Source organism: Streptomyces sp. NPDC048441 (assembly GCF_043200235.1).
GTDB lineage: Bacteria > Actinomycetota > Actinomycetes > Streptomycetales > Streptomycetaceae > Streptomyces.
Window position 1 is genome coordinate 15,944 of sequence record NZ_JBICXM010000017.1, and the last position, 23,247, is coordinate 39,190.

Here is a 23,247-nt window from a genome sequence, read left to right on the forward strand (position 1 = left end):
CTGAGGTGCATCACTGAGGCTCATGGGTGACCTATCCATCGGGGTCTGTTAGCCGTGGATCCTCACCCCGTGAGACATGACGCACAAATGCCAATCCGGAAGCTCCGTATATCCATTTGGGTATACCGAACTCTGACCGCGGCGACATCAACGAGATATACCAGCACGGGCATAGCTGCGTACGAGAACATCATTTGTCCGGCATGGCCACACCTCCCAGAGTGGTGGTCATGACGGCAGATACACGGCGGTGGATCCGCAATTTCGTCGACGGCCATTACGTCGAACCCGACGAGAACCGCAGCTTCGACAAGATCGACCCGGCCACCGGCCTGGTCCACGCCCGTGTCCACGAGGCGGACGAGTCCCTCGTGGACCGCGCCGTAGCGGCGGCCCGACGGGCCCTCGACGGCGGCTGGGCGGGCACGGCGGTACGTGAGCGGACCGCGCTCCTGCGCCGCGCCGCGGACCGGATCGAGGAACGCTTCGACGAGTTCGTCGCCGCCGAGATCGCCGACACCGGCAAGCCGGTGACCCAGGCACGGGAACTCGATGTGGCGCGGGCCGTCGCCAACTTCCGCGCCTTCGCCGACGTGGTCGCCGCCGCAGGTCAGGAATCCTTCCTCACCGACCTCGCGGGCGGCAGGCAGGCGCTCAACTACGCGGTCCGCAAGCCGCTCGGGGTCGTCGCGGTCATCGTGCCGTGGAACCTCCCCCTGCTCCTGCTCACCTGGAAGGTCGCCCCGGCCCTCGCCTGCGGAAACGCCGTGGTCGTCAAACCCAGCGAGGAGACACCCGCCACGGCCACGCTCCTCGCGGAGGTACTGGACGAGGTCGGCCTCCCGGCCGGGGCGTACAACGTCGTCCACGGTTTCGGCGGCGGCTCGGCAGGGGCCTACGTCACCTCTCACCCCGGCATCGACGGAGTGACGTTCACCGGGTCGTCGGCGACCGGCTCGCACGTCATGAAGACGGTCGCGCCCCGCGTCCGCCCGGTCTCCTTCGAGCTCGGCGGGAAGAACGCCGCCATCGTCTTCGACGATGTAGACCTCGACGAGGCGCTGACCGGCCTGACCAAGTCGGTGTTCACCAACACCGGGCAGGTGTGCCTGTGCACCGAGCGGGTGTACGTCCAGCGGTCCGTGTTCCAGGACATCGCGGACGGACTCGTGGAGCGGGCCCAACGCCTGCGCCTGGGGCGCCCGTTGGACGAGACGACCACCACAGGACCGCTCATCTCGCAGGCGCACCGGAACAAGGTGCTCGGCTACTTCGAGCTCGCCGAGCAGGCCGGTGCCAAGGTGCTCACCGGCGGCGGGGTGCCCCGGCTCGGCGCGGACCTGGACGGCGGTTCCTGGATCGAGCCGACGCTGTGGACCGGACTCACCAACACGGACCGTGCCGTACGCGAGGAGATCTTCGGCCCCGTCGCCGCGCTCATCCCCTTCGACACCGAGGCCGAGGCGATCGCCCTGGCCAACGACACCGATTACGGCCTCGCCGCCTCGGTGTGGACCAACGACCTGCGGCGCGGACACCGCGTGGCGCAGGCGATGAACGTGGGCATGGCCTGGGTCAACACCTGGTTTCTGCGCGACCTGCGCTCCCCCTTCGGCGGAGTCGGACTCTCCGGCATCGGCCGCGAGGGCGGCGCTTCCTCCCTGCACTTCTACACCGAGCCGACGAATGTGTGCGTACAGCTGTGACCGAACTCCTCACCCCCGACGCTGACTTGACGGCGCGCATCGACGCCGCCACCGAACTGCTCACCGGCGCCGCGGCCACCCGCACTCCCTGTCCGCCGGTCCGGCACCATCTGGGTACGAGCGACATCGACGCCGCCTATGAGGTGCAGCGCCGGGTCGCCGACGCCCGCCGTCCGGCCGGAGCTCGCCGGGTCGGCGCCAAGATCGGGCTCACCGCACCCGTCGTACAACAGCAGTTCGGGGTCTTCCAGCCGGACTTCGGTGTGCTCTTCGACGACATGATGTACGCCCACACCGAGCCGCTGCCCCTCGACCGGTTCCTCCAGCCGCGCGCGGAGGGCGAGGTCGCCTTCGTCATCGGCCGCGATCTGGACCTGCCCGGTGCGACCGTCGCCGATGTGCTGCGGGCCACCGAGTTCGTACTCCCGGCCATCGAGATCGTCGACTCCCGGATCGCGGGCTGGGATCTGACCATCACGGACACCGTCGCGGACAACGCCTCCAGCGGCGCGGTGGTCCTCGGCACCACCCCGTACACGCTCTACGGGCGCGACCTCTCCCGGATCGGCATGACGCTCCACCGGGACGGCGACCCCGTCTCCTTCGGCGCGGGCCACGCCTGCCTCGGTTCGCCGGTCGTCGCCGTGGCGTGGCTGGCGCGCGAACTGGCGCGGCGTGCACAGCCGTTGCGGGCCGGGGACGTGGTGATGTCCGGTGCGCTCGGGCCGATGGTGCCGATCGACGGCCCTGGCCGGTTCCGCCTCGCGCTCGACGAGCTCGGCGAGGTCGAGGCGGTTGTCGAGGCAGCCGTAAAGGAGGAGGGCAAGTGAGCGACACACCCACCGTTCCGGTCGCCGTCATCGGCTCCGGGAACATCGGAACCGACCTCATGATCAAGGTGATGCGTCTGTCGAAGACCCTCCGCATGGGCGCGCTGGTCGGCATCGACGCGGAATCCGACGGCCTGGCCCGCGCCCGGCGCCTGAAGGTCGCCACCACCTATCGCGGCATCGACGGCCTCATGGCCATGCCCGAGTTCACCGACATCCAGGTGATCTTCGACGCGACCTCCGCCAAGGCCCACGTACGCAACGCGGACATCGCCCGTCGGCACGGCAAGGCGATGATCGATCTGACCCCGGCGGCGCTCGGCCCGTTCGTCGTGCCGTCGGTCAATCTCGACGAGCATCTGGACGCGCCGGACGTGAACATGGTGACGTGCGGCGGCCAGGCCACGATCCCGGTCGTCGCCGCGGTCTCCCGGGTCGCCCCGGTGGCGTACGGCGAGATCGTCGCGTCCATCTCGTCGAAGTCGGCGGGCCCCGGCACCCGGGCCAACATCGACGAGTTCACCGAGACCACCAGCGAGGCCATCCGCGTCGTCGGCGGCGCCGAGGTGGGCAAGGCCATCATCGTGCTCAACCCGGCCGAGCCGCCGCTCGTCATGCGCGACACCGTGTACTGCCTGGTCGAGGGTGCCCTTGACGCGGCGGTACGGGAGCGGATCGACGCCTCGGTGCGGCGGATGGTTGCGGCCGTCCAGGAGTACGTCCCCGGCTACCGGCTCAAGCAGGACGTGCAGTTCGACCCCGTCGAGGACGCCATGGTCCCGGCCCTGGGGCGACGCTTCTCCGGATTCAGGGTCTCTGTCTTCCTGGAGGTGCTCGGCGCAGGTCACTACCTCCCCGACTACGCGGGAAACCTCGACATCATGACCTCCGCCGCGCTCAGGACCGCGGAGCGGATCGCCGCACTCCGAGCAGTCCGAGCAGTCCCAGCAGTCCCAGCAGGGGGCACCGCATGAAGCTCTACATACAGGACGTGACCCTGCGGGACGGTATGCACGCCATGGGGCACAGGTACACCGTCGATCAGGTGCGCCGGATCGTCTCCGCGCTCGACCGGGCCGGGGTCGCGGCCATCGAGGTCGCGCACGGCGACGGCCTGGGCGGGTCGAGCGCCAACTACGGTTTCGGGGCGCACAGCGACGAGGAGTGGATCGAGGCCGCCGCCGATGTCCTGGAACACGCGAAGCTGACGACCCTGCTCCTCCCCGGCATCGGCACCATCGAGCAGCTACGCCGGGCCTACGACCTCGGCGTACGCAGTGTCCGCGTCGCCACCCACTGCACCGAGGCCGATGTCAGCGCGCAGCACATCGCCTGGGCGCGTGAACACGGGATGGACGTCTCGGGCTTCTTGATGATGAGCCATCTCAACTCCCCCGACGGTCTTGCACGGCAGGCCGCCCTGATGGAGTCGTACGGCGCCCATTGCGTGTACGTCACCGACTCCGGCGGACGGCTGACCATGCGGGACGTGGCGGAGCGGATCGACGCCTACCGCCACGTCCTCGACGACCGGACCGAGGTCGGCATCCACGCCCACGAGAATCTGTCCCTGTCGGTCGCCAACAGTGTGACCGCCGTCGAGCACGGCGCCCACCGCGTCGATGTGGCCCTCGCCGGACAGGGGGCTGGGGCGGGCAACTGCCCTGCGGAGCCCTTCATCGCGGTCGCCGACCTGCTCGGCTGGGAGCACGGCTGCGACTTGTTCGCGCTTCAGGACGCCGCCGACGACGTCGTACGACCGCTGCGCGACCGCCCCGTACAGGTGGACCGCGAGACGCTGACCCTGGGGTACGCGGGTGTCTACTCCAGCTTCCTGCTGCACGCCGAACGGGCAGCCGGGCGCTATGGGATCGACACCCGGGAGATTCTGCTCGAGGTCGGCCGCCGTCAACTGGTGGGCGGCCAGGAGGACATGATCGTGGACATCGCACTCGACCTGGCCGCGCGGCGCGCGGCCGGTACGGAAGGGGGCGTCAAGTGAGCGGCTCGATTCTGACCGGCCCGGTCGACGCGGACACCGTCGAAGCGCTCGCCGCACGGCTCGACACCGCGCAGACCTCACGCACCGACACCCCGTCCCTCGCCGATACGCATGACTTCGGCGTCGACGAGGCGTATGCGATCCAGGCGGCGCTCCTCGCCCGGCGTGAGGCGCGCGGCGAGCGGATCGTGGGAGTGAAACTCGGCTTCACCAGCAAGGCCAAGATGGCCCAGATGGGGGTCTCCGACGTGATCGTCGGGCGGCTCACCGACGCCATGCGCGTCACGGACGGCGATGACGTCGACCTCTCCCGTTTCATCCACCCGAAGGTGGAGCCCGAGGTCGCCTACCGGCTCTGCCGTGATGTGGACCTTGCCGACCCCACGACGGACATCGAGTCGTGTGTCGACGCGGTGGCCCCGGCGCTTGAGATCATCGATTCACGGTACCGGGACTTCCGTTTCACCTACAGCGACGTCGTCGCGGACAACACTTCGGCGGCGGCGTTCGCGATCGGCCCCTGGCGACCGGTGCGGGACGTGTCCAACCGGGCGGTGCGGATGGTCGGTTCGGGGGCGGCGGAGGTGGTCGGTTCGACAGCCGCCGTCCTCGGTGATCCGGTGCGTGCGCTGCACGCGCTTGTGGACATGTGCCGACGCCGGGGCATTCCGCTGCGGGCCGGGCAGGTGGTGCTCGCCGGTGCGGCGACGGCGGCGGTGCCGCTGACCGGCGGGGTCACCTGCTGCGATGTCGCTGGGCTCGGAACCGTCTCGGTGCGGGGCGTGCGCGACGTGCGGGGGGTTCGATGAGCGGGGCACGGGTTCTCGCGGGGCGGGCCACACCGCGAGGCCGCTTCCCGCATGTGAAGGTGGTCGGCGACCTCGTCTTCGTCTCCGGCACCAGCTCACGTCGGCCGGACAACACCTTCGTGGGCGTCGAGGTCGACGCGATGGGCACGACCGACCTCGACATCCGGGCGCAGACGCGTGCGGTGATCGAGAACATCCGGGACATGCTCGCCGAGGTCGGAGCGGAGCTGTCCGACGTCGCCCAGGTCACCACCTACCTGGTGTCCATGAACGACTTCGGCGGATACAACGAGGTGTACGGCGAGTTCTTCGACGAGCGGGGCCCGACCCGGACGACCGTCGCGGTGCACCAGCTGCCGCACCCGCATCTGCTGATCGAGATCCAGGCCATCGCCTGCCTACCGCGCACCGACCCCGACAAGACACTCACGAACCGCACCACGGAGGTGGCCCCATGACCGGCATCCCGCACAGCGCGGACATCCCGCAGGTCATCGATTTCCAGGGCTGGATCAGCGAGCACGAGCATCTGCTCAAGCCGCCGGTGAACAACAGGACCATGTCCCTCGGCAAGGACTTCATCGTCCAGATCGTCGGCGGTCCCAACCAGCGCACGGACTACCACCTCGACCCGTACGAGGAGTGGTTCTACCAGGTCAGGGGCGACATGCACGTCAATGTGATGACCGCGGAAGGCCCGCACACCGTACACATCAGGGAAGGCCAGGCGTGGCTGCTCCCCGGCAACGTCCCGCACTCTCCGCAGCGGCCCGACACCGGGTCGATCGGTCTGGTCATCGAGCGGGTCCGCGATGAGGGCACCCTGGAGAGGTTCCAGTGGTACTGCGCCGACTGCTCCGCCCTCGTCCACGAGATCGAGCTCCAGGTACGCGACATCGTCGAGGATCTGCCACCGGTCTTCAGCGAGTTCTACGCGGACGACAAGGCCCGCGTCTGCCCGAACTGCGGTGCGCCGCACCCGGGAAAGGGCTGAGTCGTGACGGACCAAATGATCGACCGAGCAATCGACCGGGTGATCGATATCCATACCCATTACGTTCCCCGGGGCTGGCCGGATCTGTCCGCGGAGGCGGGCCCTGACGCGCCGTGGCTGCGGATCGAGTCCGAGTCCGACGCGATGATCATGATGGGTGCGAACGAGTTCCGGCGGATCAAGGCGGACTGCTGGGATGCTCAGACGCGTCTGCGGGACATGGACGCGGACGGTGTGCAACGCCAGGTGGTCTCCCCCACCCCGGCCTTCTTCACGTACGGCCGCGGCGGTCCGGAGGCGGCGAAGGTCTCCCGCATCTTCAATGACCTGGCCCTGGAGATCGTCGCCCCCGCGCCCGACCGGCTCATCCCGTTCTGCCAGGTGCCGCTGCAGGACCCGGACGCCGCCTGCCGGGAGCTGGAGCGCAGTGTCGCCAACGGACACCGTGGCGTCGAGATCGGCAACCACGTCGGCGACCTCGACCTCGACAGCGAAGGCGTCGTCACCTTCCTCCAGCACTGCGCTTCACTGGACGTGCCGGTGTTCGTGCACCCCTGGGACATGGCCACGTCCCCCCGGCTCGACCGGTGGATGGCCCAATGGCTGACCGCGATGCCCGCGGAGACGCATCTGTCGATCCTCGCGATGATTCTCGGTGGCGCCTTCGACCGCATCGACGAGCGTCTGAAGATCTGTTTCGCGCACGGCGGCGGATCGTTCGCCTTCTGGCTGGGCCGGATGGAGAACGCCTGGCACGGGCGCAACGACATCATCGGCACGTCGGAGTTCCCGCCCTCGCACTACCTGGACCGCTTCTACGTCGACTCCGTCGTCTTCGACGACCGCGCACTGCGTCTCCTTGTCGACACGGTGGGCGCGGACCGGGTGATGGTGGGCAGCGACTACCCGTATCCGCTGGGAGAGCGGCCGGTGGGTGAGGTGGTCCGCAAGAGTCACTTCCTCGACGAGGCGGACCGACGGCTGATCACCCACGGCAATGCCGAGCGCTTCCTCGGTCTCTCCGGGCCGGTCCAGGGCGTCTGATCCGAAGAGGCGCGCCCGCCGCCTACTGGCCCTGGGCCGCCATCCCGGCAGCGATGTCCTCCAGGCTGCGGATAAGGACCTCGGCGGACGGGCTCAGCGTACGGGCGGCCGACAGGGTGAGGCCGACGCTGTGTCCGATCGGGTCGAGCGAGACCGGGAGGCGCACGATCCGGGGGTCGTCCCGGACGATCAGACTGGGGAGGACCGCGATGACGTCTGTTTCCAGGAGGAGTTGACGGACGGTCAGGAATGAGGTGGTTTCGACGCGGTTCATCGGTAGCGCGCATCCGTGCCGGGTGAAGAACTCCTCGACTTCCCGGCGCAGCGCGGTCTCCGCGCCCGGCAGAATCCATGGATAGTCCATGAGTTCCGCGAGTTCGACGTCCGGTTTCCCGGTGAGTTCGTGCGCGGCCCGTACGACAAGGTCGACCGACTCGTCGTACAGCTTGCGCCGCACCATTCCTTCTCCCGAAGGGACGGTGAGCCGTCCGACAATGAAGTCGATACGCCCTGCCTCCAGTTCGAGGAGCAGCGCCTCGGGCGACGCCTCTCGCACGGTCACCGTCAGATAAGGGCGCTCCTTCTTGATGCCGGCGATGGCTCGCGGAAGGAGCACATTCGATCCGGCGAGATGCGTGCCGACGATCACCGTTCCGCGGTCGGCGTCGGCGAGTTCCACGACGTGGCGGCCCGCCTGCGTCAATTGCGCGAGCACGGCCCGTGCGTGCTGGGTGAACGCCTCGCCGAAGACGGTGGCCGTGATGCCCCGTGGCCCGCGCTCGAAGAGCGTGACACCGAGGATGTCCTCCAACTCATGCAGGCTTCGTGTGGCCGCCGGCTGGGTCACATGCAGTTCCGCGGCGGCCCCGACGACACTGCCCTGGCGTGAGAGGGCGTCGACGAGGATCAGGTGCCGGAACTTGAGCCGGCCGTCGAGCAGGCGGGGAATCTCCACCCGGTGACCCTATCCGGAGAGCCGCTCGCCGCATCCGGGGGACTCCGCCGTTGTCACGTGTAAGCAGAGAAACGTTCAATTCTAAAACACACATTCCATTGCAATCTCGTTATGCATTGACTCCTTGACGCCGGGAAGACTCCGGGGTTGGCTTTCAGCCACCTCGGATCACAACGAAGCGGTCCGATCGAGGAAGTGGGCGAATGAAATCCCGTATGCGTGAAGCCACCGCCGCCGTAACTGTGAGCGCCCTGGCACTCTCGCTCGCCTCATGCGGCAGCCTGCTCGACTCCGACGACGGAAAGTCCAAGAGCCACCGGAAGGGCGACGCGGTCACCATCGGACTGCTCCTGCCCGAGGGCGAGACGGCTCGCTATGAGAAGTTCGACCACCCGATCATCGAGAAGCAGGTCAAGAAGCTGACCAACGGCAAGGGCAAGCTCGTCTACGCCAACGCCGACGAGGACGCCGCCAAGCAGAGCGGTCAGCTCGACAAGATGGTGGCCGACAAGGTCGACGCGATTCTCGTGAGCGCGGTGGACGCGAAGAAGATCGCGCCCTCCGTCCAGAAGGCGAAGGAAGCGGACGTTCCCGTCATCGCCTACGACCGGCTCGCCGAGGGGCCCGTATCCGGCTATGTGGCCTTCGACAACGAACTGGTCGGCCAGGTCCAGGGCCAGGCGCTCCTGAAGGCGCTCGGCGGCGGGGCCCGCCAGAGCAGCAAGATCGTCATGATCAACGGTTCGCCGACCGACCCGAACACCTCCGTCTTCAAGGAAGGTGCGCTCTCCCAGCTCCAGAACCAGGTGGACATCGCCAAGTCGTACGACACCCAGGGCTGGAAGCCGAAGACGGCCGGCGCGCATATGAAGGACGCGATCACCGCCATCGGCAAGGACAACATCGCGGGTGTCTACTCCGCCAACGACGGCATGGCGGGCGGCGTCATCACGGCCCTGAAGGCCGCGGGCCTCACCGATCTCCCGCCGGTCACAGGACAGGACGCGGAGCTGCCCGCCGTGCAGCGCATCGTCACGGGCGAGCAGTACATGAGCGTCTACAAGCCCTATCCCGAAGAAGCCGTCGGCGCCGCGGAGATGGCGGTCAGGATCTCCCAGGGCCGGATGGTCGAGTACGACGCCCTCGCCGGGGACAGGTCCGACAACGCCACGACGAAGAACATCCCCTCCCTCCTCGTCTCGGTCCGCCCGATGACCCGGAGCACCATCAAGTCCACGGTCGTCAAGGACCGCATCTACACCACCGACGAGATCTGCACGGCCGAGTTCAAGGCGGCTTGCGCGGCGGCCGGCCTCAAGGGATAAGGCGCGGGGGCGACACGAGGGGCGACGCCCGCTGGCCCAGAGTGCGGGTGTGCCGTCGTGCAGCATTGGACAGGCAGCGGAGCTGCTTGGCGTGAGTTCGGAGACGACCTGCGGGAGGGCTGGCAGCAGCACGAGGCGGCCGTGGTCTACGACTGCGCCACCAACGGGCCACAGCACCACACCTTCAGCGGGCCCCTGCTCCGGGACGTCGTCGATGATGCCGGGCCGTCGTTCGATTCCAGGCGGCGCAAGGACCGTTCACGCTTCCTGCTGGCCGTCAGCGGCGGGGACGGCCACCACACGGTCCTGTCCTGGGCGGAGATCGACGCCGACTTCGGCGGTACGCCCATCCTGCTTGCCACCCGCCTCGACGGGCAGGAGCTCGACGAGGTGGGCAGCCAGCTCGTGGTGCCTTCGGACCGGTGCGGGGCGCGCTGCATCAGCGCGATCAGGAGCATCTGGATCGGCGCGTGCCGCGTGCCCTCCACTTGAACAGTGGTGGCTGACCGTCTCGGCGAAGGCCCTCGCCAAGGGGGACAGCGCGTCCCAGCTGCGTACGGCCCAGCCGGTCCACAGGGTGGGCAGCTCCGGGATGGGGATCAGCCGCAGGTCCGGGTGGCCGGGCCCGTGCCAGCCGGGCAGGTCGGGGACGATCGCGTGGCCCAGGCCCAGTTCGGCGAGCAGGAGGGCGGTGTCCCAGTCGGCGACGCTGGTGTCGGAGTCCGGGCTGATGCCGCGTTCGGCGAACCAGGCGTCAAGACGGGCGCGGGAGTTCGTGCTCTCCGGGAGCCCGATGAGCCGGATGTCTCCCAGGTCGGCGGTGGTGATCGACTCCCTCGTGGCGAGAGGGTCGTCGCTGTGGACGGCGAGCACCCAGGGAAGTTCGATGACGGGGCGTTGCTCGATGCCCTTCACCGGTTCGCCGAGGGTGATCCAGGCCAGGTCGAGGCCGCCCGCGATGAGGGCTTCGAAGCAGCTGCGGCTGGAGTGCGCGGTCTGGAATTCGAGGCTGACCTGGGGATGACGGTGGCGGAAGGCGACGATCGCGTCGGACAGGAAGTGGCGCACGGTGGTGGCACCCGTGGTGATCCGCACGGATCCGGCCTCGCCGTGCACCAGGTCGTTCAACCGGCGCAGGGCGTGGTCGATGTCGCCGAGGCCACCGGCGGCGGCGTTCTGCAGGAGTTGTCCGGCCGGGGTGGGTACGACGCCGCGCGGGTGGCGTTCGAGCAGGCTGAGTCCCAGCTCCCGCTCAAGCCGCTTGATGTGCTGGCTCACGGCAGGCTGCGTACAGGAAAGATCGCGGGCGACGGCGCTGAGGCTGCCCGCCCGGCAGACGGCGACGAAGACGCGTAGATCATCCAGGGTCATGAAGGATTAAGCTACAGCTTGGGGGTCTGCAAGGAAATCCGAGTATTGACTTGGGTGTTGGGCGGGCGAGACGATCTTTGCCGGGCCGGACCGACCCCAGGGCGGCAACCTGGACCGGTCCGCGTGTCATCCGGAGGATGTGCGGACCGGTCCAGGTGCCGACCCGTCCGACCGGTCCCCCCGTACAACTCGCACAGCACCGCACTCCGCTCCTCCGTCCCGGGCTGCCCCCACTCCGGTACGCCGACCGTCCCGGGAAGGGCGACCCATGCATGCACTCGAGACAGTGGCCATCGCGGCCGCGGCCGTCGCGGCAGGCGGCATCAACGCGGTGGTGGGCTCCGGCACCCTGATCACCTTCCCCACGCTGCTCGCCTTCGGGTACCCGCCCGTCCTCGCCAATGTCTCCAACACCATCGGACTCGTACCGGGCGTCATGAGCGCCGCCTACGGATATCGCGCCGAACTCAAAGGGCAGTTGCCGCGCCTCCTGAAGCTCGGCCTCGCCTCGCTCCTCGGCGGGGTGGCGGGAGCGGTGCTGCTCCTGAAGCTGCCCGCCGACACGTTCCGGTCCGCGGTGCCGGTGCTGATCCTGGTTGCCTGCGTCCTGGTGCTGCTCCAGCCCCGCATCCAGAAATGGCTCACGCGGCGCGACGACCGCGGCCGCGAGGACGGCGGCGTCTCCCTCTGGGCCGGCGTACTGGGCACCGCCGTCTACGGCGGCTACTTCGGGGCGGCCCAAGGAGTCCTGCTCATGGGCCTGTTCGGGACGTTCCTCCGTGATGATCTGCAACGCCTGAACGCCGTCAAGAACGTCCTCGCGTCCATCGTGAACGGCGTCGCCGCGGCCATCTTCATCGCGGTGACGACCGTCGACTGGACCGTGGCCGGGGTGATCGCCGTCGGCTCCACCGTGGGCGGCCTGCTCGGCGCCCGCGTGGGCCGCAGGCTGTCACCCGCCGTGCTGCGCGGGCTCATTGTCACCGTGGGTGTGATCGCGGCTGTCGGCGTGATGTTGTGACGGTGTGAGCGGCGGCGCGAGGTGTCCCAGGTCACGTCACGAGTGGCGCCCCTCGGTCACATTCCCGCCCTTCGGCCCGTCAGAGCAGTAACGAACTCAAGACGCCCGGCCGGAGCACGCAAGCCCCGCCTCGGTATCCGCCCGATGGGAGCATTCCTGATGTCCACAGCCCACGTCGTCGTCACCGTCCTTGCCGCTGTCATGGTGGGCTTCTCCGCCGCCTCCGTCTTCCTCCGCTCCCAGTGGGTCATGCAGCCCATGGCCGACTACGGCGTCCCCCTCTCGTGGCTGCCCTGGCTCGGCGCGGCCAAGGCCGCCGGAGCGGCAGGACTGCTGGTCGGCGTGTTCGTGCCGTTCGTCGGAGTCGCGGCCGGTATCGGTCTGGTCCTGTACTTCACCGGCGCCGTCGTCACCGTGATCCGGGCCCGCTGGTACGCGCACATTCCCTTCCCGCTGGTGTACGCGGCACCGGTGGTCGGCGCCCTGGTCCTGGGGCTCGCCGCCTAGCGCCAGGCGCAACTTCCGCCCCACGAGGAGTACTTGAAGGGTTGACTGAGCCCTGACAACCAGTATGGTCTAGGCCAATGAGTCGACCGAGGCGCCCGGTTGTCTCTCGCCCCTCATCCCCCCACCCAGAGGGAACAGAGATGAACAAGAAGCAGAAGCTGGCAGCCGCCCTGGGCGCGGGATTCGCGCCCGTACTCGTTCTGGCATCCGTCACACCGGCCAGCGCGCACGGCTACGTCTCATCGCCCCCGAGCCGTCAGGCACAGTGCGCGGCAGGCACCGTGTCCTGCGGCGAGATCACCAACGAACCGCAGAGCGTCGAGGGCCCGAAGGGCCAGACGACGTGCAGCGGCGGCAACTCCCGGTTCTCCGACCTGGACGACGACGGCAAGGGCTGGAAGGTCACCGACGTCGGCTCCTCACAGGAGTTCAGCTGGAAGCTGACGGCACGTCACAGCACCAGCACCTGGCAGTACTTCGTCGGCGGCAACAAGATCGCCGAGGTCGACGACGGAGGCGCCCAACCGGGCGAGACCGTCACGCACAAGGTCGACTTCGGCGGACTCAGCGGCAAGCAGAAGGTGCTCGCGGTGTGGAACATCGCCGACACCGCCAACGCCTTCTACGCGTGCATCGATGTGAACATCGGAGGCTGATGCATCCGGGCTGATGCCCCCTGCGGGTGGCTCCCCCACACCACCCCACCCGGTCTGCGGGTCGTGGCGCGATGGCGCCGCGACCCGCGGACCGGGTTTTTAACGCTCACGGCCAGGTCACTGCTGAGAGGGTGTACGCATGGCCGATCTGCGCAAAACTCTGGAGACGCACGTCAGCAACAGTTCCGTGGCGGGAGCGGTGGGCCTGGTGGCCCGTGGTGACCGGAGCGAGGAGGTCGCGGCGGTCGGGTCCGTCGACGTCGAGGGCACTGCCCCGATGGCCAGGGATTCGATCTTCCGTATCGCGTCGCTGACCAAACCCATCGTCGCCGCCGCCGTCATGATGCTCGTAGAGGAGGGCCGGATCTCGCTCGACGACCCGGTCGGGCAGTGGCTCCCGGAGCTGGCGTCGCCTAGTGTCGTCCGCACTCCGGGCTCGCCGGTGGACGACGTGGTCCCGGCGGTCCGGCCGATCACCGTCTTCCATCTGCTCGCCTCCCGCGCCGGGCACGGGTTCCCCTCCGACTTCTCGCTGCCCGCGCTCGCGCCGCTGTTCAGCGAGTTGAAGCAGGGGCCTCCGCAGCCGCAGGCCGTCCCGGCTCCGGACGCCTGGATGGCCGCGCTGTCCCGTATCCCACTCCTGCACCAGCCGGGCGACGGCTGGCTGTACAACCTCAGCTCCGACCTCCAGGGCGTGCTGATCTCACGGGTCACGGGAGTACCACTGCCCGATTTCCTGGCCGAGCGGATCTTCGAGCCGCTCGGGATGACCGACGCCGCCTTCTCGGTGCCCCCCGGCAAACTCGACCGCTTCACCAGCTACTACGCGGCGGGTCCGGAAGCAGGCCCCGAGCGCGATCCGGCGAGCGGACTCGAGCTGCTCGACGCCCCCGACGGACAGTGGAGCACCCTGCCGCCGTTCCCGTCCGGCGCCGGAGGCCTGGTCGGGACCCTCGACGACTGGCTCGCCTTCGGGCGGATGCTGCTCGCCGAGGGGACGGCGGCGGACGGGCGGCGGCTGCTCGCGCGCGATTCGGTGCGGCAGATGACCACCAATCAGCTCACCACGTCCGAGCGGGAGTCCACCGGTCTCTTCCTCGAAGGGATGGGCTGGGGTTTCGGCGGCGCGGTGGACGTCGAGACCATCGAACCGTGGAGCGTCCCGGGGCGCTACGGCTGGGTCGGCGGCACCGGCACGACAGCGCACATCATCCCGTCCACCGGCACGGTCACCCTGATGTTCAGCCAGTTGCAGATGGGCGGTCCCAGCTTCCCGGATCTGATGCGGGACTTCTGGCGGTACGCGGCCGGGGCCGGCGCCTGAGGCAGCAGACGGTTCACCCAGGTTGTACGCGCCCCGGGATCACTGCATCTGCCGCCGCACCAGCTCATGCAGTCGCCCGCCCGTATCCGCCAACAGCTGTGCGGGCGGCCCCTGCTGGACTACCCGGCCCTCCGCCATGACGATGACGCGGTCCGCGTCCATCACCGTCGAGAGGCGGTGGGCGATGACGATGCGGGTGGCGTTCAGGGCGCGGGTGCTGTCGATCACCGTGCGTTGCGTCTCGTTGTCCAGGGCGCTCGTCGCCTCGTCGAAGAAGAGGACGCGAGGGCGGCGGATCAGGGCCTGGGCGATCATCAGGCGCTGGCGCTGGCCGCCCGAGACCGCTCCACCGCCGGAGATCATCGTGTGCAGGCCCATCGGCATACGCTTGATGTCCTCGGCGAGGCCCGCCATCGCCGCTGCCTCCCACGCCTCCTCCTGCGTGAACGTCTCGGCGCCGCAGATGCAGTCCAGGATGGAGCCGGTGAGCGGCTGGGCGTTCTGCAGGACGACACCGCACTGGCGGCGCACGGCCGCCTGGTCGAGGGCCGAGAGGTCCTGGCCGTCGTACAGGACACTGCCCGCGACCGGTTTGTCGAAGCCGATCAGGAGGCGAAGGAGCGTCGACTTGCCGCAGCCGCTCGGGCCGACGACCGCAACGAACTCGCCCGGCCTGATGGCAAGGGATACGTCGTCGAGGACCAAGGGGCCGTCGTCCGTGTAGCGGAAGGACAGGGCGCGGGCCTCGATCTCGCCCAGGAGTTCGCCCGGCTGGGTGCTCGCGCCCCGTACCTCCGGTGCCTCGTCCAGTACTGGCTTGATCTGTTCAAACATCGGGAGCACCGCGGCCGCCGAGATCAAGGCCCCGGTGAGTTGCGTGACGGACGTCAGGAGCATCGTCACGGCCGTGCTGAAGGTCAAGAACTCGCCCGCGGTGAGGCTGCCGCGGGCCGGGCCCGCGAGGAGGATGAACATGATGAGGGTGCAGAGCGGGAGGTAGACGGCGTTGAGTACCGTCGTCACGTTCTTGATGCGGCCTGCCCGCTGCTGCAACTCCCGGCTGCGCGCGAACTCCCCCGCCCATGCCGCGTACGCGAAGCTCTCCGCCGCTGCGACCCGGAGCTTGGGCAGGCCGCGCAGGGTCTGGAACGCCTGGTTGTTGAGCTTGTTGCCGAGTTCGACAAGGCGGCGCTGCCAGCGCAGTTCCCACAGGCCGAGGGTGAGGAACACCGCGGCGATGACGGCCAGCATCCCGAGGGCGGCCAGCGCGAGCGGGACGCTGTAGCAGAGCAGCAGGACGAGGTTCATCGCGCCGACCGTGCCCGACTGGAGTGCGACGGGACCGATGCCGGACAGGACCCTGCGGATGGCGCTCACGCCCATCGCGGCGCTCGCCAGTTCACCTGTCGACCGAGAAGCGAAGAAGCGCGTGGGCAGGCGCAACAGGCGGTCCCAGACCGCTGGTTGGAGCGCGCTCTCCATCCGGCCCTCCATCCGCAGGATGGTGAGGTTCTGGAGCAGCATGAAGGCCGCGGAGACGATGCTGGTGATCATCACCGCCAGGGACACCTGGACGATGAGGCTCTTCTCCGCGTTCGGGACGAACACGCCGAGCACCTGTCCCGTCGCGATCGGGACCACCGCCCCGATCGCGACGGTCACCAGAATGCCGATCACGAGGTTGCGTACGTCGCCGCCAGTGCCCCGCAGGCTGAAGCGGAAAAGGTGCCAGGGCGTCAACGTCCGTTCAGGCAGCGGACGGTAGAACATGACGCCCTGCGGCTCGAACTCCTCCGCGTTGCTCTCGTCGACGCGCGCGCGGCGCCCGGAGATGGGGTGCACCGACTCGTAGCCGCCGCGCCGCCAGAGGAGCGCGACCGGCTGCCCGCTCGCGGCACGGCGCCCCACCAGGGGCCCCGCGTTCTCGCGCCACCAGCGGCCGTCGAGCCGTACGGCGCGGGTCCGGATGCGCGAGGCCACCGCGACCTGCTCCACCGGGTCGATCCGGTCGCTCACCGCGCCGCCGTCCGCCGCGCCGGACAGCCTGATGCCCGCCGCTTCGGCGACAAGACGGCACGCCGCGTACGTCGTGTCGTCGCCGCCCCGGGGATCCGTGGGGCGTGAACTGCCCCTGCCCGAGCGGCCGATGGATGCGATCAGCGTCCGGTCGGCCTGCTCACGGACCGTCTCGCCCGCCTTGATGCCCGCCGCCGTACGGTCCTCGTGGGCCCGCTCGAGGCGTTCGATCCAGCGGTCCAGGGTCGAGAGCAGTCGGTACTGCTGATTGACCATGCGCTGCCACATGTCCGAGGCGACGAGCAGATCGCCTGCCGCCTCCGCGCTGTAGGCAGCGCCGTACTGCACGCTGCCCGGCGCGACCGGCATCCACAGGATGTCGTCGTCGGTCACCATGTCGTCGCCCATGACGCGGCCGTCGAGCGGCGCCTCGAACAGCACCCGGTGGCTGCGTCCGATGCCGAGCGCGAAGGCGTGCTCCAGGAGGCTCAGGGCCTGGTCCTGGGTGTCGTACTGGCTGGGGTACTGCTGCTCGTACGCCCAGGTGTCGCCGTAGTCCGGGCGGTACAGCTCGCGCAGCGGGATCCGGCGCAGCTCGCAGCCCTGGAGGGGGCGTCCGACGAGGGTGTGCTGGGGGCCTTCGACGGGGCCGAGGAGCAGGGTGCCCGGTTCGAGGCGGCCGAGGAAGTGCCAGTGGCCCTGCTGTACGGCGTCGACCGCGAACAGGTCGAGGGCGCCCGCCACGACGAGCCAGAGGACTTGCGGGCCTTCGAGGTGCACGCTGCGCAGGTCCGTGCAGTCGGCCGGTGTGCCGAGCGCGCCGAAGGCGGCGGCGACCGCGTCGTCCGTGTACGGGGTGTGCGTGTACCCGGCGTGCTGTTCCGGTACCGAGGTCACCTCAGTGCTCCTTGACCAGGTCGGCGTAGGGCCCGCCCGCGGCGACCAGGTACTCGTGGCGTCCGCGCTCCACGACCGAGCCGTGGTCGAGGACGACGATCTCGTCGCTGTCCCGCACCGTGCTCAGCCGGTGCGCGATGACGACGCAGGCGCAGCCGCGGCGGCGCAGGTTGTCGATGATGACCCGCTCGGTCTCCGCGTCCAGGGCGCTCGTCACCTCATCGAGGACGAGGATGCTGGGGCGGCGGACCAGAGCGCGGGCGATCTCCAGGCGCTGGCGCTGCCCGCCGGAGAAGTTCCGGCCGTCCTGCTCGACGCGGCCGTGGATGCCGCCGGGCCTGCGGGCCACGACCTCGTACAGGCAGGCGTCCTTGAGGGCGGCGACGACGGCGTCGTCCGGGATGGACGGGTCCCACAGCGCGACGTTGTCGCGGATGGTGCCCTCGAAGAGGAAGACGTCCTGGTCGACGAAGGAGACGGAGGCGGCGAGCGCGCCGCGCGGGATGTCCTCCAGGCGCTGTCCGTCGATGCGGATCGTGCCCTCCCAGGGGCTGTAGAGCCCTGATATCAGCCGGGAGACGGTCGACTTGCCGCTGCCCGAGCCGCCGACGAGGGCGACCTGCTGGCCGGGGCCGACCGACAGGGAGAAGCCGGTCAGGAGCGGCTTGTCGAGCGGGCTGTAGCCGAAGGTGATCTCTTCGAGCGTGACGTGGCCCTTGAGGCGGCGGGTGCTCGCGGCCGGTTCGGGGCGCGAGTAGAGGGTGTCGACGGGGAAGTTCTCGACGTCCTTGAGGCGGGCGACGTCGGCGGCGAAGTCCTGGATGCGGCCCGCGACACCATTGAGCCGGGTGATCGGCGCGGTGAAGCGGGTGACCAGGGCCTGGAAGGCGACGAGCAGACCGATCGACAGATGCCCCTCCACCGCGCGCAGGCCGCCGATCCACAGGATCAGCGCGCTGTTGAGCGTCGCGAGCGTCGGCGCGACGACGCCGAGCCAGGCACTGGGCACACCGAGGCGCTGCTGCTCCTCCAGGGTGGTGGCGTGCTGGCCCGCCCACCGCCGGAAGTAGCCGTTCTCGCCACCGGTGGCCTTCATGGTCTCGATCAACTGCAGGCCGGTGTACGAGGTGTTGGTGAGCTTGGCGCTGTCGGCGCGCAGCTTCTGGGTGCCGGTGGCGCGCAGCCGGATGACGATGCGCATCGCGACGATGTTCAGGAGCGCGATGCCGACGCCGACGAGCGTGAGCTGCGGGTCGTACGTCCACAGCAGGGCCGCGTAGAGGAGTACGACGATGCCGTCGACCCCGGCGGCCGTGAGGTCGCGGGCCAGGGTCTCGGCGACCGCGTCGTTGGACGCGAGGCGCTGCACGAGGTCGGCGGGACTTCGCTGGGCGTAGAACGTGACGGGCAGGCGCAGCAGATGGCGCAGGAAGCGGGCGCTGCTCAGGGTGGAGGAGATGATGCGGCCGCGCAGCAGATTCGCCTGTTGCAGCCAGGTCAGGACCACCGTGAGCGCCACCATCGCGCCCATCGAAGCGAACAGCGCGCCCAGGAGGGAGGTCTGATCGCCGATCAGGAACAGATCGATGTACGTCCGGCTGAGCGCGGGCAGTGCCGCGCCGACCGCCACGAGCAGCAGGCTGGCGAAGAGCGCGGCGAGCATCGTGCCTGTGGTGCCGCGCAACCGCGCGGGGAGCGCCCTCATGATGCCGGGCTTGCGGCCTCCCGGACGGAAGTCGTCGCCCGGCTCCAGGACCAGGACGACCCCGGTGAAGCTGGTGTCGAAGTCCTCCGACGGGACGAACCGGCGGCCCTTGTCCGGGTCGTTGATGTACACGCCGCGGCGGCCGAGGCGGCGCCCCATGCCGTCGTACACGACGTAGTGGTTGAACTCCCAGAAGAGGATCGCGGGCGCCTTGACGTCGGCGAGCGCGGCCGGTTCCATCTGCATACCCTTGGCCGTGAGGCCGTAACCGCGCGCCGCCTTCAGGAGGTTGCTGGCCCGCGAGCCGTCACGGGAGACACCGCACGCGATGCGCAGCTCCTCCAGCGGGACGTGCAGTCCGTGGTGGGCAAGGACCATGGCGAGGGCGGCGGCGCCGCACTCCACGGCTTCCATCTGCAGGACGGTGGGCGTACGAACGGTCTTCTGCCGCTTGCCCTTCGACGTGGGGCGCGGCGCGGTACGGCGGCGGCCGCGCTGGGGCTCGGGGCGGTGCCTGCGGCGGCCACCGGGGGGCGGCAGCTGCTGCTGGTGTGCCGGGGAGGGGTGCGGTGCGGTCACGGAAGCAGCCAATCGATCGGGCGCTGCTCGGCGAGGTGGAAGGCGCCGCTGGCCAGGGCCATGGAGTCGAGCGCGAAGGGCGGTCCGCCGGCGGACGACCACTTGTAGCCGGACTTGGCGGACGACGAGTGTTCGAGCTGTACGAGGACGGCCACGGGGGGCCCGTCCTTGGTGAACTGTCCGGCCAGTTCCTTGTCTCCGAGGAAGCCGGTGATCTTCTGCTCGCTCTGGGCGGCTCGTCCGACCGCCTTCACACGTCCGCGCAGCGTGCCGTACTGGTCGGTGGGCACGGACTGGACGGTCAGGTCCACCGAAGCGCCGACGGGGACGGTGGCCGCGCTGTCCGCGGGTACGTAGACCGTCGCGAGAAGCGGGTCGTCGGCGCCCGCCACACGCTCCAGGGTGGCCACGTCGGCGCCGGTGGTGACGACCGTGCCAATCCTGGCGACCAGAGCGGTCACCCGGCCTGCCGCGATGGCACGTACGACCTTGTCGCCCTGGTCCGTACGGACTTTGAGCACGGGAGCGCCGGCGGCGAGCCGTTGGCCGTCCTCCGCGAGCACGCGGGTCACCTGCCCGGTGACGGGGCTCTGGAGGACATAACTGCCCTGGCCGTGCGTGAGGATGCCGGGTGCGCGGAGCGTGGAGGCCACCGATCCGGTCACGGCCCAGACGCTCGCGGCGACCATGACGACGACGGTGACGGCGAGCACGAGCAGGCCCTGAGGACGGGCGTAGCGCACCGGAAGGTCGAGTTCCTCGGGCGACTGCAGCTTGGACAGAGCCTGTTGACGGAACTGCACGGAACGCTTCCCTTACCTTGCCTTGGCGTCCGTGAGCCCCGGAACCAGAGGTTCCGGGGCTCACGAATCATGGCGCGTCAGTGAGCTGAAGCTCAGAGACCAGCGGTCAGGCCGGAGGCCAGGCCCGTGACGGCGCCGGTGTTCAGACCGGTGGCACCCTCGACCGTGCCGACGAGGCCGCCGACGACGCCCGAGACCGGGGCGATGGAGTCAGCGGTGCTGGTGAGGTTGCCCGCGACACCGGCGACGAGGCCACCGGAGACGTTGTCGAGGTCCGCGTCGGAAATCTCGAGGGTCTCGACCTGGGGGGTGTAGTTCATGGTGTGAGCTGCCCTTCTCATGAATGTTGCAAAGGTGTTTCCAACACCGCGGAACCAGAAGTGCGAATTCCGCGGTGGCCAGGATCAAAGCACGTTCGCAGGTCGTACATCCAATCGACGAGACGACGCTCGACCGAGGTTGAGGCATCGAATCACCGCTGCGTGCACGCATGTTCACCGCACGGGAGCAGCTCCTTCACAAGATTCACAGACGGGAATCCCATGAGCAGTTGGACTCCTTCCAACAAAGCGGACACTCGCGCACCAAAGAGCAAGTTCTGTGGTCAATGCACAGGACTTTGCGTGGGGCGATCGATGAATAGCGTGCCTGGACTGCGTATTCGATGTGCAGGTTTATTGAAGGAGTACCGAATCATGGCCGAAGGGGACACCGCCTCCAGGGCTTCGGTGGCTCAGGCCACCGCGGCCTCGGCGACCGCGCCGTCGGTCGAGGCGCCCGACGCGATTCCATGGACGGGCTCCGGCACCGACTTCGGAACCAGCAGCACGGAGCGGCGGCCGTCGACACCGACCGGCACATCCCCGTCGATGGTGACGCGGCGCAGGGTGCGCTCGTGGTCGTCGGAGTCGTCCACCCCGTAGTGCTGTGTCGCGCGGTTGTCCCAGATGGCGACGTCACCCGCGCGCCACTGCCAGCGGACCGTGTTCTCCGGACGCTCCACGTGTGACTGGAGCACGCCGATCAGGGCGCGCGAGTCGGCGGCACGGAAACCGCTGAGCTTCTGCAGGAAGTTGCCCAGGATCAAGGTGCGTTCACCCGTCTCCGGGTGCACGCGCACCACGGGGTGCTCGGTCTGGAACGTGACGGCGGTGAACACCTTGCGGTGCTGTTCGAGTGCCGCGGAGGGGGCTTCGGGGCGGGCGGCAGCGTAGTCGTAGTCGTTGGTGTGCACGCCACGCACGCTGTCGGCGAGGACCCGGAGCGGCTCGGGCAGGTCCTTGTACGCGGCGGCGGTGTTGGACCACAGCGTGTTGCCGCCGTACGGCGGGATGACCTCGGCGCGGAGGATGGAGAACGCCGGGTAGGCGGGCACGAACGTGACGTCGGTGTGCCACTGGTTGGCCCGGCCGCCACGCTCGTTGTCGATGCCGAGGGCGTAACGGCCGTCCACGGACGGCACGGTGGGATGCGCGACGAGGGTGCCGAGGAGACGGGCGAAGGCTTCGTGGCTCTCCCCGTCGAGGTGCTCCTGGTCACGGAAGAAGACGACCTTGTGCTCGAGGAGCGTGGCACGCACGGCGGCCACGGTGGCCTCGTCCAGGTCGCCGCCGAGGCGGACACCGGATATCACGGCGCCGATGCGGCCGCCCACCTTCTGGACGGTGACGGTGGGAGCCTCGGGGGGCGCGACTGCGGGTGCGGACGACGTCATGGGGTGAAATCCCTTCGGTGGGGCGGGCGTTGAATGCCCGCGGATGCTCGGATACTCGGATGCTTTTCGGAGCGGACAGACGTCGGCGCACGTCAGAGAACGCCATGGCCACCGGCCGAGTTGAGACACGCGGACGCGAGGCAGGAAGGATCGGCCGGCTGAGCGGCGGCGCGGGAAGACGCGGGCGGCGGTCAGGCCATGTGCGGGCGACACGCCGAGCAGGCGAGGCGGCCCAGGTCCACATCCACGTGGAGCCGCGGGACGAGGGGAGTCATCGCGGTCATGTCCAGGAGCATGACCGTCTGCCGGAAGCACGGTCAAGGTCTCCCCCGCCCGCTTCACGACTCTGCAACGAGCCGCGCGGCGGGGAGATCCGCACGGCCGCACGTTCTCCGCGACGCTGCCCCGTGACCAGGGGCGATGCGTTCCGTTCGGGGCGGTGCAGCATAATGCGGCCATGCGGATCTCAGCCAGGGCGGACTACGCGGTACGTGCCGCGCTGCAACTCGCCGCGTGCCAGGACGACGGGCCGCTGAAGGCCGAGGCCATCGCGGACGCCCAGGAGATCCCGCACAAGTTCCTCGAAGGCATCCTCAACGACATGCGGCGCGGCGGTCTCGTCCTCAGCCAGCGCGGCGGCAACGGCGGCTACCGCCTGGCCAGGGCCGCCGAGTCCATCAGCATCGCGGACGTCATCCGCGTCGTGGAGGGCCCCCTGGTGTCGGTGCGCGGAGTGCGCCCCCCGGAGCTGGCCTACAGCGGGCCCGCGGAGTCCCTGCTTCCGCTGTGGATCGCGCTGCGGGCGAATGTCCGCCAGATCCTCGAGGGCGTGTCCCTGGCCGATGTCGCTGGCGCCGAGCTGCCCACCCCGGTCACGGCGCTCGCCGCGGATCCCGCGGCCTGGACGAACCCTTGAGCACGAACCCTTAGGGGCCGAATCCCACACTTCGAGACCAAGCGCTCCACCCCTTGAACACCCCCTTGCCGCG

Annotated in this window: 21 protein-coding genes and 1 pseudogene; 15 read left to right on the forward strand and 7 right to left on the reverse strand. The window is 69.2% G+C overall.

Annotated features, from left to right (window positions below; all coding sequences use genetic code 11):
• The first annotated feature begins 230 nt into the window (after positions 1-230).
• The 8 genes from ACGFSB_RS32325 to ACGFSB_RS32360 are packed head-to-tail and all read left to right on the forward strand — an operon-like array spanning position 231 to position 7,385.
• Complete coding sequence (locus tag ACGFSB_RS32325; protein WP_393406640.1) at positions 231-1,706, forward strand: 2-hydroxymuconic semialdehyde dehydrogenase; 1,476 nt, start codon at positions 231-233, stop codon at positions 1,704-1,706.
• Positions 1,703-2,536: a 2-keto-4-pentenoate hydratase gene (locus tag ACGFSB_RS32330; protein ID WP_393406643.1), complete on the forward strand. Its 834-nt coding sequence runs from the start codon at positions 1,703-1,705 to the stop codon at positions 2,534-2,536. The genes ACGFSB_RS32325 and ACGFSB_RS32330 overlap by 4 nt, the downstream gene beginning before the upstream one ends.
• A 59-nt stretch (positions 2,537-2,595) precedes the next feature.
• On the forward strand, positions 2,596-3,510 hold the full coding sequence (locus tag ACGFSB_RS32335; protein ID WP_393406987.1) for an acetaldehyde dehydrogenase (acetylating): 915 nt from the start codon (positions 2,596-2,598) through the stop codon (positions 3,508-3,510).
• Positions 3,507-4,538: a 4-hydroxy-2-oxovalerate aldolase gene (dmpG, locus tag ACGFSB_RS32340; protein WP_393406645.1), complete on the forward strand. Its 1,032-nt coding sequence runs from the start codon at positions 3,507-3,509 to the stop codon at positions 4,536-4,538. Before ACGFSB_RS32335 ends, dmpG begins: the two co-directional genes overlap by 4 nt.
• Positions 4,535-5,347 (forward strand): 2-keto-4-pentenoate hydratase, encoded by an 813-nt coding sequence (locus ACGFSB_RS32345; RefSeq protein ID WP_393406647.1) that lies wholly within the window; start codon positions 4,535-4,537, stop codon positions 5,345-5,347. Before dmpG ends, ACGFSB_RS32345 begins: the two co-directional genes overlap by 4 nt.
• Positions 5,344-5,805, forward strand: coding sequence for a RidA family protein (locus tag ACGFSB_RS32350; RefSeq protein ID WP_393406649.1), 462 nt, complete (start codon positions 5,344-5,346; stop codon positions 5,803-5,805). The genes ACGFSB_RS32345 and ACGFSB_RS32350 overlap by 4 nt, the downstream gene beginning before the upstream one ends.
• Complete coding sequence (locus ACGFSB_RS32355) at positions 5,802-6,341, forward strand: 3-hydroxyanthranilate 3,4-dioxygenase (RefSeq protein WP_393406652.1); 540 nt, start codon at positions 5,802-5,804, stop codon at positions 6,339-6,341. The genes ACGFSB_RS32350 and ACGFSB_RS32355 overlap by 4 nt, the downstream gene beginning before the upstream one ends.
• Positions 6,342-6,356: 15 nt before the next feature.
• Positions 6,357-7,385, forward strand: a complete 1,029-nt coding sequence (locus ACGFSB_RS32360; RefSeq protein ID WP_393406990.1) for an amidohydrolase family protein — start codon at positions 6,357-6,359, stop codon at positions 7,383-7,385.
• Between the two features lie 22 nt (positions 7,386-7,407).
• Here ACGFSB_RS32360 and ACGFSB_RS32365 read toward each other — a convergent pair whose 3' ends face one another.
• Complete coding sequence (locus ACGFSB_RS32365) at positions 7,408-8,340, reverse strand: LysR substrate-binding domain-containing protein (protein WP_393406654.1); 933 nt, start codon at positions 8,338-8,340, stop codon at positions 7,408-7,410.
• A 215-nt stretch (positions 8,341-8,555) separates the two neighbouring features.
• On the opposite strand from ACGFSB_RS32365, the gene ACGFSB_RS32370 reads away from it, so the two are divergent.
• Positions 8,556-9,665, forward strand: a complete 1,110-nt coding sequence (locus tag ACGFSB_RS32370; RefSeq protein ID WP_393406656.1) for a sugar ABC transporter substrate-binding protein — start codon at positions 8,556-8,558, stop codon at positions 9,663-9,665.
• 57 nt (positions 9,666-9,722) lie between these two features.
• A complete protein-coding gene (locus ACGFSB_RS32375; RefSeq protein WP_393406659.1) occupies positions 9,723-10,157 on the forward strand; it encodes a molybdopterin-dependent oxidoreductase in 435 nt (144 codons plus the stop codon).
• Here ACGFSB_RS32375 and ACGFSB_RS32380 read toward each other — a convergent pair.
• A pseudogene (locus ACGFSB_RS32380) lies at positions 10,155-11,036 on the reverse strand (LysR family transcriptional regulator); the annotation flags it as partial. The gene ACGFSB_RS32375 and the pseudogene ACGFSB_RS32380 overlap by 3 nt on opposite strands.
• Before the next feature lie 268 nt (positions 11,037-11,304).
• Here ACGFSB_RS32380 and ACGFSB_RS32385 point away from each other — a divergent pair.
• The 4 genes from ACGFSB_RS32385 (at position 11,305) to ACGFSB_RS32400 (ending at position 14,544) form a co-directional block, all read left to right on the forward strand.
• The gene (locus tag ACGFSB_RS32385) at positions 11,305-12,057 is read left to right on the forward strand and encodes a sulfite exporter TauE/SafE family protein (RefSeq protein WP_393406661.1); all 753 of its coding nucleotides are present in this window, start codon (positions 11,305-11,307) and stop codon (positions 12,055-12,057) included.
• A 159-nt stretch (positions 12,058-12,216) separates the two neighbouring features.
• Entirely contained in the window at positions 12,217-12,564 is a 348-nt protein-coding gene (locus tag ACGFSB_RS32390) for a DoxX family protein (RefSeq protein WP_393406664.1), read from the forward strand.
• 140 nt (positions 12,565-12,704) lie between these two features.
• Positions 12,705-13,220, forward strand: coding sequence for a lytic polysaccharide monooxygenase auxiliary activity family 9 protein (locus tag ACGFSB_RS32395; protein WP_393406667.1), 516 nt, complete (start codon positions 12,705-12,707; stop codon positions 13,218-13,220).
• A 139-nt stretch (positions 13,221-13,359) separates the two neighbouring features.
• Positions 13,360-14,544 (forward strand): serine hydrolase domain-containing protein, encoded by a 1,185-nt coding sequence (locus ACGFSB_RS32400; protein ID WP_393406669.1) that lies wholly within the window; start codon positions 13,360-13,362, stop codon positions 14,542-14,544.
• A gap of 39 nt (positions 14,545-14,583) precedes the next feature.
• On the opposite strand, the gene ACGFSB_RS32405 is transcribed toward ACGFSB_RS32400, so the two are convergent.
• The 5 genes from ACGFSB_RS32405 to ACGFSB_RS32425 form a co-directional block, all read right to left on the reverse strand.
• Complete coding sequence (locus ACGFSB_RS32405; RefSeq protein WP_393406672.1) at positions 14,584-17,457, reverse strand: NHLP bacteriocin export ABC transporter permease/ATPase subunit; 2,874 nt, start codon at positions 17,455-17,457, stop codon at positions 14,584-14,586.
• 1 nt (position 17,458) lies between these two features.
• Positions 17,459-19,741, reverse strand: coding sequence for an NHLP family bacteriocin export ABC transporter peptidase/permease/ATPase subunit (locus tag ACGFSB_RS32410; RefSeq protein ID WP_393406674.1), 2,283 nt, complete (start codon positions 19,739-19,741; stop codon positions 17,459-17,461).
• On the reverse strand, positions 19,738-20,544 hold the full coding sequence (locus tag ACGFSB_RS32415; RefSeq protein ID WP_393406676.1) for an HlyD family efflux transporter periplasmic adaptor subunit: 807 nt from the start codon (positions 20,542-20,544) through the stop codon (positions 19,738-19,740). The genes ACGFSB_RS32410 and ACGFSB_RS32415 overlap by 4 nt, the downstream gene beginning before the upstream one ends.
• 92 nt (positions 20,545-20,636) lie before the next feature.
• Positions 20,637-20,864, reverse strand: a complete 228-nt coding sequence (locus ACGFSB_RS32420) for a type A2 lantipeptide (RefSeq protein WP_393406678.1) — start codon at positions 20,862-20,864, stop codon at positions 20,637-20,639.
• Positions 20,865-21,277: 413 nt separating this feature from the next.
• The gene (locus tag ACGFSB_RS32425; RefSeq protein ID WP_393406680.1) at positions 21,278-22,258 is read right to left on the reverse strand and encodes a TauD/TfdA dioxygenase family protein; all 981 of its coding nucleotides are present in this window, start codon (positions 22,256-22,258) and stop codon (positions 21,278-21,280) included.
• Between the two features lie 457 nt (positions 22,259-22,715).
• On the opposite strand from ACGFSB_RS32425, the gene ACGFSB_RS32430 reads away from it, so the two are divergent.
• The gene (locus ACGFSB_RS32430; protein ID WP_393406683.1) at positions 22,716-23,174 is read left to right on the forward strand and encodes an RrF2 family transcriptional regulator; all 459 of its coding nucleotides are present in this window, start codon (positions 22,716-22,718) and stop codon (positions 23,172-23,174) included.
• The last annotated feature ends 73 nt before the right edge of the window (positions 23,175-23,247 follow it).